This is a genomic window from Leptospira fainei serovar Hurstbridge str. BUT 6 (assembly GCF_000306235.2).
Lineage (GTDB): Bacteria > Spirochaetota > Leptospiria > Leptospirales > Leptospiraceae > Leptospira_B > Leptospira_B fainei.
Genome location: NZ_AKWZ02000010.1, coordinates 829509 through 843955 on the forward strand (window position 1 = coordinate 829509; position 14447 = coordinate 843955).

General features: G+C 42.1%; 12 protein-coding genes. 3 read left to right on the forward strand and 9 right to left on the reverse strand.

Annotation, left to right across the window (positions count from 1 at the left end; translation table 11 throughout):
* The first annotated feature begins 45 nt into the window (after positions 1 to 45).
* From argJ to LEP1GSC058_RS13045, 3 genes are read left to right on the forward strand one after another with little or no spacing between them, the layout of a single operon-like run.
* Positions 46 to 1197 (forward strand): bifunctional glutamate N-acetyltransferase/amino-acid acetyltransferase ArgJ, encoded by a 1152-nt coding sequence (gene argJ, locus LEP1GSC058_RS13035; protein WP_016549340.1) that lies wholly within the window; start codon positions 46 to 48, stop codon positions 1195 to 1197.
* Between the two features lie 27 nt (positions 1198 to 1224).
* The gene (locus tag LEP1GSC058_RS13040; protein WP_016550645.1) at positions 1225 to 2475 is read left to right on the forward strand and encodes a hypothetical protein; all 1251 of its coding nucleotides are present in this window, start codon (positions 1225 to 1227) and stop codon (positions 2473 to 2475) included.
* Positions 2472 to 4832, forward strand: coding sequence for a PP2C family protein-serine/threonine phosphatase (locus LEP1GSC058_RS13045; protein ID WP_016549856.1), 2361 nt, complete (start codon positions 2472 to 2474; stop codon positions 4830 to 4832). The genes LEP1GSC058_RS13040 and LEP1GSC058_RS13045 overlap by 4 nt, the downstream gene beginning before the upstream one ends.
* A 482-nt stretch (positions 4833 to 5314) precedes the next feature.
* Here the strand turns inward: LEP1GSC058_RS13045 and LEP1GSC058_RS13055 are convergent, their stop codons facing one another.
* The 9 genes from LEP1GSC058_RS13055 to LEP1GSC058_RS13095 form a co-directional block, all read right to left on the reverse strand.
* A complete protein-coding gene (locus tag LEP1GSC058_RS13055; protein ID WP_016550906.1) occupies positions 5315 to 6007 on the reverse strand; it encodes a hypothetical protein in 693 nt (230 codons plus the stop codon).
* Positions 6008 to 6044: 37 nt separating this feature from the next.
* Entirely contained in the window at positions 6045 to 7163 is a 1119-nt protein-coding gene (locus LEP1GSC058_RS13060) for a suppressor of fused domain protein (RefSeq protein WP_016550153.1), read from the reverse strand.
* Positions 7160 to 7441 (reverse strand): hypothetical protein, encoded by a 282-nt coding sequence (locus LEP1GSC058_RS13065; RefSeq protein WP_051133798.1) that lies wholly within the window; start codon positions 7439 to 7441, stop codon positions 7160 to 7162. Before LEP1GSC058_RS13065 ends, LEP1GSC058_RS13060 begins: the two co-directional genes overlap by 4 nt.
* A 377-nt stretch (positions 7442 to 7818) precedes the next feature.
* A complete protein-coding gene (locus LEP1GSC058_RS13070) occupies positions 7819 to 8064 on the reverse strand; it encodes a hypothetical protein (RefSeq protein WP_016549861.1) in 246 nt (81 codons plus the stop codon).
* A 63-nt stretch (positions 8065 to 8127) separates the two neighbouring features.
* Positions 8128 to 8448 carry a hypothetical protein gene (locus LEP1GSC058_RS13075; RefSeq protein ID WP_016550474.1) on the reverse strand — a complete coding sequence of 107 codons (321 nt, stop codon included), beginning with the start codon at positions 8446 to 8448 and terminating at the stop codon, positions 8128 to 8130.
* Between the two features lie 277 nt (positions 8449 to 8725).
* A complete protein-coding gene (locus LEP1GSC058_RS13080) occupies positions 8726 to 10267 on the reverse strand; it encodes a thiolase family protein (RefSeq protein WP_016550311.1) in 1542 nt (513 codons plus the stop codon).
* Between the two features lie 15 nt (positions 10268 to 10282).
* Positions 10283 to 10717, reverse strand: a complete 435-nt coding sequence (locus LEP1GSC058_RS13085; protein ID WP_016550870.1) for a MaoC family dehydratase — start codon at positions 10715 to 10717, stop codon at positions 10283 to 10285.
* Positions 10718 to 10752: 35 nt separating this feature from the next.
* The gene (locus tag LEP1GSC058_RS13090; protein ID WP_198014419.1) at positions 10753 to 12372 is read right to left on the reverse strand and encodes an acyl-CoA dehydrogenase family protein; all 1620 of its coding nucleotides are present in this window, start codon (positions 12370 to 12372) and stop codon (positions 10753 to 10755) included.
* A gap of 16 nt (positions 12373 to 12388) precedes the next feature.
* Positions 12389 to 14281, reverse strand: coding sequence for an AMP-dependent synthetase/ligase (locus tag LEP1GSC058_RS13095; RefSeq protein ID WP_039948375.1), 1893 nt, complete (start codon positions 14279 to 14281; stop codon positions 12389 to 12391).
* Positions 14282 to 14447: the final 166 nt, after the last annotated feature.

The window sequence follows — 14447 nt, forward strand, 5'->3', positions numbered from 1 at the left end:
GGGAAGATTGAAATTCCCGCACTAACATTAAGTTGAGGATGGATAATGACGCATCCAAAAGGTTTCTTTTCTTTCGGAACTAATATCGGCATTAAAGATAAAACGAAGGACTTCGGCGTAATTTATTCTGAAGTTCCTTGTAAAGCGACTGCGGTTTTTACCAAGAATAATTTTCCAGGCGCACCGGTAATCGTCGGTCGCGAACATATAAAGTCCGGACTTCTTCAAGCAATCGTTATTAATTCGAAAAATTCCAACGTCGCGACCGGCTCCGTAGGAGTCGCAAATTCTCGCGCTATTTGTCGAGAGATCGGAGCTTCGTTGGGCATTCCGGAAACTTTCGTTCTTCCCTCCTCTACCGGCGTCATCGGCGTCCCGTTACCGATGGAATTAATATTACCCGCTTGTGCGAAAGTAAAATCGCTACTAAAACCCGGCAATTTGGAAGAGGTCGCGGAAGCGATAATGACAACGGATACCAGGAGAAAAGTATCCTTCCGAACGATCAAAACCGACAAAGGACATGCTACCGTATATGGAATGGCCAAGGGCGCGGGAATGATCGAGCCGAACATGGCAACTATGCTTTCTTACATTGTTACCGACGCTCAAATCGAAAGCGAACTTTATGAAATTCTAAAGGATTGCGTGGATAAGAGTTTTAATTGCCTTTCCATCGATTCCGATACTTCCACTTCGGATACGGTTGCTTTGCTTTGTAACGGTCTTGCTGGGAAAGCCGATCCGGAAGAATTTAGGGCCGCATTACTCGAAATCTGCATTGATCTAACGAAAGAAATTGCGAAAGACGGCGAAGGCGCTACGAAGTTAGTCGAAGTTCGAGTCGAAAAGGCGAAAACTGCCGAGCAAGCTCGTAAAATCGGAAAATCGATTTTGAATTCTCCTTTGATCAAAACGGCTATTTATGGAGGAGACCCGAATTGGGGAAGATTGGTCATGGCGATCGGGAAAGTTTTTGACGAACCGATCCCCTTCGACGGTTTAGAGATCTATTTTGGCGGATTAGCGGTCAAAGGCGCCGGCCCCGATACGCTCAAAAAATTATCGGAATATTTGAAAAAGAATTCCGAGATCCAGGTAGATGTGGTATTGAATACTGGAAATTACGGAATGAAATTTTGGGGTTGTGACCTTACCGAAGGTTACGTTAAAGAAAACGCCTACTATACGACGTAACCTAAATCATCCTGTTTCTCCAAAACCGTGAAATCTTTTTTTTCGGATCACAGAATCTCCTCCGCCATAATCACTCTTTCGGTGAGAATTTTTGGCGTACTCGCAGTTCTAAGTATTTACGAAGTCTGCATTAACTTCCTTCCCCGAGAAATAGAATTCGTAAGCGAAATCGGAGTATTGACTAGCTTAATGTTCGGAGTTTTTGCGGTTTTGCCGATTCAGGAGAAAATCGGAGGGTTTTTAAAAGCGACATTCGTTTCGGAATATTTGAGTAACGATCCCGGTTCGTCAAGAATGGCACATCGTCGCTTCGATTCGGAAGGCTTAATAAAGAATGTCTTCCCGGAATTAGTGCGACTGACGAATAGCAATTTCGGTAAATTGGCGATTCTTAGAAATGATCTTACCTATTACGATCTTTATACTTATGCTCATAAAAAACAAAGAAAAGTAAACACTCTAGACGGAATCAATCCTCACTCACCGCTTCTGAAATACATTCTCAATAAAAGATCGGGAGCGACCATAGGGGAGCCGGATCAGAACAAAGTCATTAACGAGGATTTCGTAAGTCTTCGCGCCAATTTCATTCTTCCGTTCGTGTTTAGGGAGAAGTTATTCGGCTTCCTGGCCGTTTCAAACATCCCGAAGGATGATGTACGGCATGAATTGGGATTTCTTGCCGGAAAATGCGCATTAGCGGTCCACAATCATATACTCTCGTCGCAAATTGCGGAAAATAAAAAATATAGAAAGGAATTCGAAAACGCAGGTAAGATACGTAGATTTTTAGAACCTGCCGAACCTCCCTTGGTTGGAAATACGAAGATCGACTTACTCTCGCGCGAACCCGGGGAATTACTGGAATTCTTTCAGTCTCAGACAGGCGACTTCTACTTCGTATTCCTTAGACTAAGCGTTACGAATGCGGTTTCAGTACTTGCACTCTGTTATATTCTTGGAACTCTGTATGCCTCTCGCCTTCGGGGTGAGACAAACGATTTAATTCAGTTGAAAACGTTGATCGAAGAGAATCTCCGGGAAATTTCCTGGATGGAAAAATACGATCTCGCAGTTGGAAAAGTTAGTAAATCGGATAATAAAATTTTAGTTAGATTTTCGGGAAAACATTTCAGAATGTTTAAGTCGTCCAATCCCGATCGAAATCTTGCCTCAGTCGGTTGGGAAAACGTCCAGGTCTCCGAAAAAGATCCGCTCTTTTTGAGCTGGAACGAACGCAAGATCCTTTCTTTTCAGGAGATAGGGATACCTTCTTGAGAAATATCCTTCTTGTTTTCGTTTCCGTCATTTTGTTCGGCGTAATTCTGTTTGCCGGATTATTAAAATCATCTTCGAAAGAATCCAGACTACCTTTCTATTTTTATCCAAACGGAATGATCGCGCTATCCGTCGGAGAATACACGGATCTCATCGGTTTAAAAATCGATCTTTTGGAATATGAAATATCGCGTAAATTAGGGGAGGATAATGCCGAGACGAATCGAACGTTTCATTTCTATGGAAAAGATCGAAGTGTTTCGAGAGACGTATCGTTCATTTTCCGTTCGGCCTTCGACGTCTTACGAGATTTTTCCTGGGATATCGGCCTTTCGCTCCTTTATTTCTCGGTCGCGATATGGTTTTTCTTTTACACCAGGGATTTGTTTATCTTTCTCCTTTTCGGATCCTTTTCTTCCTTATTTCTATTTAACTTTTTCCTCTTAGCATTCCAGGATTTCGTTTTCCCGTTCTTTTTCTTTCTCTACTTTAGCGGTTTTTTAATTTTGGATGTCTCTTACAGACTTCGAGGTAAGGAAATCCCTTCTCGTTGGTTTGCACCCCAAGTGATCTTCTCGATTGTTGCGTCCTACGTTGGAGCATCGCAAAAAGCAAATCCCGATCTATTTCAATTTCTTTCCAACGCTGGGATTCACTTTAACGCGGGTGCGGCAGCGATCTGCATTCTTCAGCTGATCTTTCATACGTTTCGAAACCCGACCCAATTCCAAGCTGTATTTAAAAAGCTTTGTCTCGTACTAGCCTTCTTCTTAGCGACGATCGTACCTTTTTTCATGACGAGACTCGGATCCGCTCAAGTTCCGCTGATGATTCGTCCTTATTTGATCGTCGCATTTCTCCTGTTCCCACCGTTAGTCATTTACGGAACCTATACATACTCGCTAGTTCCGGTTCAGATTGCATTCAGTTCGTCTTTGACTTCAATTTATTCCATTTTGATTCTCACTTTGGGATATCTTTTCGGTTTGGAATTTTTCGTGCGTTGGAATCCCGAATTTTTAGGCGCCCATCAAACGGAATGGAATTTGTTCTATGTCATTTTATCCGCGTATTTCCTTAGTCCCCTGAATAATAAATTATACTCATGGATCGATTATTGGAGTTTTCGAAATAATCCGAGACTTCATACGGCGTTGGAAGAACTTTCGGTGATGATCGGTGCGCCGATTTCAATGCGTGCGACCATTAATAATCTTATACGTCGATTAGAGGAGGCGCTCGAAGTATATAAACTGCAGGTTTTAATTCCGGCTGATAAATTCCCGCGAACCGACCTTCGGAATATGAATTTTGTGCGGATACCTTTCGGATCCGAGATTTGGAAGTATTTCGAAGATCATACCGAAGTCACCGTGACCTCGCACTTAGCTTACGGCTTAGGAATCCGCGAATCCGTATTCAAGTTCTTACATCAAATGGAAGTCCAATTAGCCTACCCGCTCTTTAATTTCGAACGTGGAAAGGAAGTTATCGCCGTATTTTTAGTCGGTGAAAAGCGAAATCGCAGGAATTTTACTCTTGGGGAGCTGCGTTTCCTTAAGGAATGCACTCGCTTAGCATCTCTTCTGATTCGAAATTACAGCCTGCTCGTCGACGAAGTGGAAAAAAAACGGATCGTCAGGGATTTGAATATGGCTTCCATCCTGGATAAAACGCTTCATTTACCCGAATTGGAAACGATTCCGGAAACTAATGTAGGTTATTTTTCCATTCCTGCAGTGGGAATCTCGGGTGATTACTTAGATATTTTGCGAATAGATCCTAAACGGCAATTATTGATTCTTGGAGACGTATCAGGCCATGGATTAGGTTCAGGCTATCTAGTTTCCGCAGTAAGAGGAATTATCCGCCGATACTTGGGCGATTCATCTTCATTACCGCAGATTTTTCGTGCGATCAACCTCTTCTTGATCGAAAGATATAGAGGAAGCGAGTTCATGACTTCCATTGCAGGCGTATATAATTCTTCCGATGGTGCATTTTCATTCGTTAATGCCGGTCATACTCCGCCGATTTGCATTCGAAAGGGAGGAAGAGTAGAGCTTCGAAACGAAACTCAAAGAGTTTTAGGTGTTCTTCCTACCGATTATAAGCTTCTTACCATACATTTAAATCCCGGAGATAAGTTAGTACTCTTCACAGATGGAGTAACGGAGACCTTTAATGATAACGAAGAGATCTTCGGAGAAGAAAATCTTCAACGTTTATTGTCTTCGAATCATCATTTAGGTGCGCAAGAACTAGCTGATCTAGTAAGAAAGACTCTTGAAGAGTACAGAAATAATAAAGAACCTAGTGATGATGTTTCGTTTATATGTTTGGAAGTGTTCGATTAAGTATTGTTTTCTTCCAAATCAACTTCTTTAAAAAATTTTTCATGAAATTAATTAAAATACTTTACAATGAAAAGTTAATTGCTTAATTATGTCCCTATCCAAGGGCTTTCTTGATCTCTCGCAAATAACGGAGGTCTGAAAAGTTCAAAACAATGGAGGACGTCAATGGTTGCAAAAAAGAAAGCAGTCAAGAAAGCAGCTAAAAAGAAAGTAGCAAAGAAAAAAGCTGCTAAGAAGAAAGTTGCGAAAAAGAAATAACCAACTTCAATAACATCTCCTTCTATACACTTTATAGAAGGAATGGAGCTTAAAACCCGCTTCCAGTAAGCGGGTTTTTTCTTTCTAAGGCCACTCCGCTGAATATTTTCCGTTAAAAGACAAAAACAAACCTCTCGATGTTGTAAAAATGCAACAACAGGATCGATTTATAGAGAGAGACCGAATATTTTTGCCCGCTGTTCTAGTAGAAGAGCCGGTTTTGATTATAACTTAAGGTGTCGAATTACGTCTTTCATCTCATCGCGCAAATCAGGGATCGAATTACCGTAATTCTTTACCGAAATTGCCTCGCCTTCGGATGAAATTTCATACAATCGATACTCGTTTTCAGTATTGGATGACTTCTCTAGCTTGAAAAACTTGGTCGCGCGCTTAGTAAAGCGGTTATAAGCGGTGAATTTATGATAGTAGAACCCGTCTTTCTTGGGATTTATCGGATACGGAATATAATATTCGGCTCCTAAGACTAGAATATTCGGCGTAACGACCGCCATTCTAGTCCAAGTAGCGAGATTCAAAGGGTAGTTTTCCTCGACGAAGGATCGTTTATAATTTTTTTCCCATAACTGAAGGATCTTTTTTCTAGTTTCATCGGCTTGTTTAGGTCTAGCTAACCCGTTCAAACAGATTTCTAGAAGAGATAGGAGAGGCAAAGAATCGGATTTCCCGTTTTGTAATTCCTTTTGAACTAGTTTTTTAGCGGAAATATAGTCTTCGGAGTAGATATTTTCCCAAATTTTATCGATGCTCGCCGTATTCTTTGCAGAATCTTCCGGTAAAAGATCCCAAGGACTACCCGCCAACGCTAACAAAGTGAAAAGAAGCGCCAAAGATAAGCTTAAACTTCTCCATCTAGATGTTTCTCCGATCTTTTTTTCCGAAATAAAAACGTTCATACGTTTATAGCCTTACGCATTTGAGGACTATTCGGCTTCAAATTACTGACGTTCTCTCTGGATCATGGATCCAAACAAGATTATCTTTTTCCCAAAGTGAAAGAAATTCGTTCGCGCCGCGACCCTGAATGACTTCCTTTTCTTCTTCCGAAATAGGTAGCAACGATAGAAACCGAATGGGTTTGCCGTTTTCAGCGAGTAAGCCTGAAAGTGGAGGATGTCCATTCCGATTATCCAATTCCTTTATTAAAAGTGAAGTAAAAGTAACATATAAAGCTTCCGGATCTCTTCGACTCATTGAGATCGTATGACCGTGACCGAACCACTTACCCATGCTCCATGGAAATCGGATAATCTCTCCTATTTGATGCGGAATCCAACTTTCCGAACGATCTTCATCCGAAATTTTCGCGGCAAATAATAGCTCGACTCTAGAATAGTCTTCATAATCTTTTCGATAAAGTTCGACACCCGGCATATTTTGCGCACTCATACCGACAGTCGCATAAATGTAAACGTCCGGAAGTAAATCCCATCGGAATCGAGCTATACCGAGTTGGGGAAACTTACCGCCGTCGGCCGACCAATACTTTTCATGCTTCCCGAAAACGTTTTCTAAAAAACCGAGACGAAGCTCTTGGATTCGTTTCCAACTACCGTTAGAGGCTCGTGATTCCCAATGATTACGGTCCCGTCGTATTCGATCCGGGATGATTCCAAACTCTGCATTTCCCAGCGGATATGCAGTAATCGCATCAATTTTTGCGTAGATTGAATACCCGTGGAAGTCTTTTACCCCCGACCAAGGCGGAAGATAGGCGATGAGTTCTTCCTTATAAAAAAAAGAGACTCCGGTTCCTTCTTCAGTCCAAATAAAGTGAATATCCTCTTGGTCAAAAGCGGGAATTGGAGATGGATCCGTTACCTCCTCCTCGATAAGTAGAGGGGCTAGGCCTGAACGGAGGTCCTCTTCGGTACGATTCTTCGGAGCCTGCACTCGATTACATACCCAAACTGATTTCATCGAAAATTCCGGATTCTCTTCCGCCTGCAAGTAAAGATAAACAGTTTGTCCGTCATCTTCCAAATACGCGGTAAAGGAGCCATACGGATTGGCTTCTTGGTATACGATTTTAGGTTCTAAGACTTCCTTCATCTGATCGGGATTTCCACTATTCGTTTATTAAATCGATCGAGGATCGACTGGATTTTTGACTCCATGCCTTTCTCGAAAAGAATATCCGGAAAATATGCACTGGCGTTTATCAGCCCGGTCAATTCGACCTGATTCCAAGTGGAGTATGTCTTGAGAGTATCCCAAACCGTAAAAGGAATTGGAGCATTATCCTTTTTACATTTGATAAACGTGTCAACTGCCTTGATGGGGGTTAAGATCTGATTCTTCACGGTAGGCAACCTCGGGTATAGGACCATTCTTCCTAAAAGAAGAGAAGATTCAAGCCGGTTACTTCGTGTAATTGAGTGGAAAAAAGGAATAAGCCGGGGCATCCATTCGCCCGGCCCTTCTACCGTAAATTAACGGTGGAAGAAGTTGCTGAGTGGCTCTACGAATACTCTTTCGCGATTTTTCCTTTCTTTGTATTGTTCAAAAAGGATCAGCGAGAGAGCTGCCGTTAAAAAGATCGTTTCCATGTACAATTTCGACGGCGAGTGTCATCGGAATCTTACTTAGAACAATTTAGTTTTTGGAAAAAAATTTCACAGGATTTCGATTTTATGAATAACAAATTAACTGAAGTAGAATCATGAAAAACGGAAAAATAACCCGTTTGGATTACGACCTGCGCTATCTATGAAAGCGCTTCTTTTGCAGCTTCCTTAATCGCTTTTAATAAACGACTTTTCATACGATCCGGAATTCGAGAGGAGGCCTCCAAAGTATGCACAAACATCTCGGCTGCGAGATCCACCATTTCAGTCATTTTAACGTCGTTTTCACGAGGAATGGAGAAGGAAGTTTTCTTTGTACCTTGACTCGGGCTTTTCTTTTTTACGGCCTTCTTAACTGCCTTCTTTTTGGGTTTCTTTAGGGTCATAACGATATCTAATAGATGCGGGTTCGTATCTTAGTTTCTCCCTATTCCCCTTCCAGCAGGATTTTATTCCCGATCTAAAAAAATTCCCAATACTCTATAGCTCTCTATATTCGCGGCGGGTAATTCCATGTTCTGTGTTTCTTTGCTGTCCGGTTCGGCCATGGGGATTCGAACATCCTCCCCTTTTTTCCAAACTCCGTCCGATTCGGAAACATAAAAGAATCTAGAATATTTCCGTAGGTCCAGACAATCTTCCACCTTTTCCCAATGTGCGGAAACGGAAGGCGATGGCGTCAGTTGTTTGCTATTAGGTACGAGTATTCTTTCCTTTCCTAGAAAGGTTCTAATCTCGCCCGTGCGTATATTTTCCGCGGTAATGAACAAGGAACTCGTCTCCCTTTACAGGTGAAATTTTCCGGAAACGGTTCTCGCTTTGATTTTTAAAATTATGTTCCAGAACAAATCCGAATCAGTACTGCTTAGACTCATCATTCTGAAAATAGTTTTTATGCTATATTAGAGTTTTATTCCAATTCGAATTTTCCCTTCACTAGAAAAAGGATAGGACTGAATTCTTTTTCCTTAAATTTCGGATATTTTGAAATTTTTCTGAATATTCTGTTTTTTTAATCACTCAATTTTTGCAAGACGAACGATCGATTTAAGAAAGAATCGCCTTCCAACGTCTGCCTTCCCGAGTGATAGTTACTTTTGTTTTATCGTATTCCAATTGATCGCCCGTCTTTACTAAGTTTCCATTTTTTTCATGTAAATTAGCAAGAATGAATCGATTGATTCCTAATTTTACTATAACCAGCGAGTACGGAGGTTTCCAAGGAAAACCAGGATTCATATTCACTGTCGTGGAGGACCATACGATTCCAGCTTCTCCCTCATCGGCGCCTAGCTTGTTCAGAGTGAGAGGTTTCAGATTAGGTTTTCTTTCAACGTGTTTTTTTCCCGGACGTTTCGAAGAAAATAAAGCTACCGAGTTGATGCTATCGACTCCGCCGTTTCCGCCGAGAAGGGAAAGTTTCGGATAGAAAGGATCTTGTTTGCCGAGTAGATCGGGTTTTGCATAAAGTCCATATTGACTTGCAATATCCACGAGTCCCGTCGCTGCGGAAACCGACATTGCGGCTTGATAATTTAGAATCCCGCCTAATAAATTTATCGGGATCGTCTTTCCGTTCTTGAAAGAAATTTTTCCGGTCTTTAAAGATTCGGTCACTTTCTTTTTCGAAAGTTGAAAATATTCCGCCGACTGTAGGATTATCATTCCGGTAAAGCAATCGTAAATCCAAGCATAATCCAGTTCATCCCGTTCATAGCCGGACTGGGCAAATAATTTTTCTCCCGAATTCGTCGCAGGTGTCTTGAACCCTCCTTTCAAAATAAAATATTCGCTGTGAGCGGTATGCGTCGCACCGGCAAGATAAACGGGTGCAAGGTCTTTCCGAATCCAACCTTTTGTTTTCCACTCATCCGCTTTCTTTTCGCTCATTAGCAACGTTGCAAACCCATGATCCGTTACGATTGCTATCATAGGAGAAGGATACGGATCGGCAATGGCTCGAGAAATTTGCTTTTCGGTAATTTCCTGTTTATACTGGTAAGCTCGCGGATTCGCAATCGCATTTGTTCTAAACTGTTTCGTAATTTCGATTAAATCGTCTTGAGTTATCCCGTCTTCGAACATCATCCGTTTCATCAAGAGACCGTACATAGAAATCAAAGTCGCCCCGTTATCCAATTCGAATTCCGGATGACAAACCGTTTCGTTAACTCTCTTTAAATCCGAAACCAACTTAAATGCGGATTTAGGAATATCCGCCGCTGCAATCAATATTACGGATTCGGGATCGGAAAGAAGTATAGATCGCGCCTGTCCGATCGCGCCTGTCACGCTAGCGCCTCCTAGGTCTATCAAATGCGTGCGCATTCCGGTAAAACCTAATTCATTTGCGATTCGAACACTATGCCCATATCCCTGTTTTCCGAGTGAAGAAGGCTCAATACTGACAAAGTCGGTCATCTCTCGAGCTATAATCGTTTGTTTCAATTCCAAAAAATGGAGTAAGTCCGTTATGGATTTCTGATAATGATGAAAGACTTTCCGATCACTGTTCCAATCTTTGTATTCCGATTCGGAAAAATCATCGGTCGTGCTATCGGCAACGCCTAAAAGTACGGGATAATTCACTATGCTCTCCTAATTTTATTCGGCGGACGGACCCGGAGGAATAACTTTGCATTCCCCTTTGCCGATGATTTCGCCCTTTTGATTCTTCCACTCGATATTCATCGCAACTGCCTTAAGACGCGGAATTTTTTCTTTCACTTCGACTTTGCAGGTGATCGTATCTCCCGGAAAAACGGGTTTTCGAAATTTTGTTACCGTCTCTAATGCGATCGTTCCCAACCCGGGAAGCTTCATGCCGAGGACCGGAGCAAGTAGAGACGCGGCTAGACCGCCGTGTGCAATCCTCGTTCCGAAAGGAGTCGTTTTCGCGTATTCTTCATCGACATGCAACGGGTTAAAATCGCCGCTGATTCCGGCAAATAAATAAATATCGGTTTCAGTAATTGTCTTAGTAAAACTCGCCGAATCTCCGATTGAAATTTCATCGAAGGTCTTTCCTTTTTGATACATTCAATTTTCCTTATGAAACTCTTTACATGGAGTGTCTATACGACGACCCCACCCAAAATCCCGGCTTTTAAGAATTCGATACAATCTGCGACGTCCTTATCTACCGTATCTAACTCGTAAAATTCCTGCAAAAGAAATTTCGTTCCTTGTGAATCTAAGTCTTTGAGAAAGGAAGCGTTTTTCAAAAAACGAGTTCCGGCAAAGAAAGTCAGAAGCCTAAGATCTCGAATACGATCCTTCGATTCGTATTCGGAAGTCGATTGAACCGCGTCCCAGAATCCGAGTTGAAGAACCGCAGTAAGAACGAGGAGATCGGCGAATGCGAATTCCCAAACCTGCTTTTTCTTTCTTTCCGGATTTTGTCCGATGGATCGAACCAATCTTTTTGCCGAAGCGAGGAATTTACCTTGAGGAGAATCCGCTAATTCTTTTTCGGCCTTTTGACGAACGTCTTCGGAGTAGGAATGTTCCAAAACGCCGAAAAATTTTTCATATCCGCTAAACGTAGAAGATATTATACTTCTTTGAATTTCGGAAGTCCCTCCTCCAATCGTACCTAACTTGACATCCCGATACAATCTACTTGCCGGACACTCACGCATATAACCCATTCCGCCAAAGAGCTGAACCGCTTCGCTTGCTAATTCTTCGGCAGTTTCAGTAACGAAAACTTTTAAAGCGGAACTTTCCAAGGGCAAACTTGACGAAGGATCGCTGTCTTTTTTATTAGCGACAAAGTAGATTAATCTGCGGGAGGCGCAGAGATAGATCCAATTCCTCGCCAATTTTTCTTGAATACCGTAAAAAGATAAAATGGGTTTACCGAATTGATGTCGCTTCCACGCGTATTCGATTCCGGCTTCGAGTGAAAATTCCATTCCACCTGGCACGGCTGCGACTAAAACTGTACGTTCCCATTCCAAAGTCGCCTTTCCGATCCGCAAGAATCCTGAATTTAACGGACCGAGCAGATTTTCTTCGGGAACAAATAAATCTTGGAAGGAAAGTTCGGCAGTAGTAGAAGTATTGTGTCCGAGTTTTTTCAATACCTTACTGACGTAAAAACCTTTCATATGAGATTCTACAATAAAGGCGGAAACTCCCATCGGCCCTCTTGACTTGGTGGTCCGAGCCATGATTATGAATACCTGACCGATCGGTCCGTTCGTGATGTACATTTTACTTCCATTCAAAATGAATCCACCGTCGACTTTTTGAGCGAACGTTAACATTCCCGCCGCGTCGGATCCGGAATCAGGTTCGGTCAAACCTAGACCTGCAATCCACTCCCCCGTTGCCAACTTAGGTAAATATTTGCGTTTCTGTTCTTCGGTTCCTTGAAACAAAATCGGTAGAGTACCGATAATCATATGCGCGCCCCAAGACAAACCGAAGCCTCCATCCAGACTCCCTGCATTAAAGGACTCTTGAGCGATACAGCATTGTAAACAGGTGCCGCCTTGCCCTCCATATTCCTCGGGAACAGCCATACCCAGGAGGCCCATACTACCCATTTCTTTCCAAATTTCGTCCCCCCAGGTCCCATGCTCATCCCGTTCCTCTACGCTCGGAAATACCTTTTCCTTGGAAAATTTTTTTACCATTTCGTAAAACTCAAGGTCTGATGAATTCAAATATGGATTTAAGAACATAATAATCTCCTAATGTATATTACGGTTTAGTAAGCGCATCTATTTCTTTTTTGAAGCTATCTAAGATTTCGTTTCGTTTCATTTTAAGAGTTCGCGTCATCTCTTTATCCGGGTCGAAAGGCCTCGGCACGATATAGAAGGCGTTTTGCGGAACTACTTCAAACGATTTAAACCCATTTTTTCGGGAAATTCGAGTCGAAACTTCTGATTTGAAAATTTCCCTAACTTTCGGGTGATCGTTCCAAGCAACCGGATCTTCAGGCAGGTCGTGAAATTCCGCTCGCAGCTTTTCGAAATCCGGAACGATTAATGCAACGAGATGCTTAGCATCATGGCCCGTTACCATAACTTGATTTATATAAGGCGAATTCAATAACTGATCCTCAACGGGAACCGGTTCCACATTTTCCCCGCCTGCAAGGACGATAGTATCCTTCGCACGACCGGTAAAAACCAATTCGTTTCTATAATTGAACCGCATTATATCTCCGGTATCGAAGAAACCATCCTTGTCGAAAACGGTAGCATTGAGTTCGGGACGCTTATAATAACCTATAAGAACCTGTTTAGATTTTATCCAGAGATTTCCTTTTTTTCCTTGAATCACCGGATTTCCGGCTTCGTCCTTAATGACGCATTCATATCCGGCTATAGGAGTTCCCACTGTGCCGGGCGAAGGCCGGTTCGATTTTCGAATGGAAAGTACTGCGGAAGTTTCCGTCATTCCGTATCCTTCGAGAACGATTAAACCGATTCCTGAAAGAAACTTATCGACTACGGAGGGTAAGGCGCTGCCGGCAGAGACGGATACCCGCAATCTGCCTCCGAGAGCTTGATGAACCCCTCTAAAAATCAGAATTGCACCGAGCTTAAGCGGTGATAAAAAAATCAGACCGAAGAAGGCTTCGAGTTTCTGCAGCAATCGCAGTATTGAGTTGGGTTTCATGATTCTGAAATCATAATCGAATAGAACGGATTTTTTCTCAGCCCAACTCATTCCGACTTTCAGAAAAAAATTGAATAAAGACCTCTTGACAGAAGATTCTTTGGCGACCTTATTCATGATTCCATTATATAGAGATTCCCAAATTCTAGGGACGGAAGGAAACAGGGTAGGTTTAAATTCTTTTAAGTCTTCCTTTAAATTATTAATGTTAGATACTAGAAATTCCGCACCTAGTTCTATAATGCAGTATTCGATCGCTCGCTCAAAAGCGTGCCAGGGCGGTAAAAGGCTGATTCCCGAATCCGAAGATTTAAGTCCCACGAACCCTATCACCTTTTCGACTGCGGAAATCCATCCTGTTTGAGTTAACATGACTCCTTTTGGAGCTCCCGTCGTTCCCGAAGTGTAGATGAGGGTCGCTAATTCGTCGGGACTTTTTTCCTTTAATCTTTTCTTAATACAATCCGAATTTTGAGATATATAGGCTTTTCCTTTTTCAATCAATTCGCCTACGCTCTCAGGTCCGGTTTTTAGTTCTCCTATATCATCCTCTAACACATATATCTTTTTCAAGGAAGGAAGCTTAGAGGATAAATTAAGAATGCGTTGTTTATCTTTCTCCTTCTGAACCAGAGCATATTTACTTTCGGAATGGTTTACGATATAAAGAATATCCTCGTCCACAACGTCGGTGCCCCTTGGGACCGAGATCGCACCTGCGCTAATAATGGCGATATCGCCTAAAATCCAATTGCTGCTAGCATCGCAAAGATAGAGTATTTTATCGTCTTTTAGAACTTCTGCTTGAATCAATCCTCCGATGAGATGATCCGTTAACGTCTTCAATTGCGAAAAGGTTCGCCCTTGTATGCCTGCTTTCGTTCTTTTAGAAAAGCTTTCCTTTGCTGGAAATCGAGATGCTGCCTTTTCCAGCATGTCATAAAAATACTTTCGATTGTTTTCCAAATTCCCCTCAAAACGGTTTTAACCGAGTACAGCGACCGTTTAGGACGGAAACTCTACTTTTGACAACGCTTGGTTCAATCCATTTTTCGTGAAATTAAAAAATCCGAATCATTTGTGAACAATCGTTCAATGAACGGTGATCATATAATAGAAAGGGTTAAAGAAT

Excerpts from the sequence above, each read along its gene's own strand:
- LEP1GSC058_RS13065 (WP_051133798.1), bottom strand. The coding sequence starts at position 7,441 with ATGGTCCTATACCCGAGGTTGCCTACCGTGAAGAATCAGATCTTAACC.
- LEP1GSC058_RS13060 (WP_016550153.1), bottom strand. The coding sequence starts at position 7,163 with ATGAAGGAAGTCTTAGAACCTAAAATCGTATACCAAGAAGCCAATCCG.
- LEP1GSC058_RS13055 (WP_016550906.1), bottom strand. The coding sequence starts at position 6,007 with ATGAACGTTTTTATTTCGGAAAAAAAGATCGGAGAAACATCTAGATGG.
- LEP1GSC058_RS13070 (WP_016549861.1), bottom strand. The coding sequence starts at position 8,064 with ATGACCCTAAAGAAACCCAAAAAGAAGGCAGTTAAGAAGGCCGTAAAA.
- LEP1GSC058_RS13085 (WP_016550870.1), bottom strand. The coding sequence starts at position 10,717 with ATGTATCAAAAAGGAAAGACCTTCGATGAAATTTCAATCGGAGATTCG.
- argJ (WP_016549340.1), top strand. The coding sequence starts at position 46 with ATGACGCATCCAAAAGGTTTCTTTTCTTTCGGAACTAATATCGGCATT.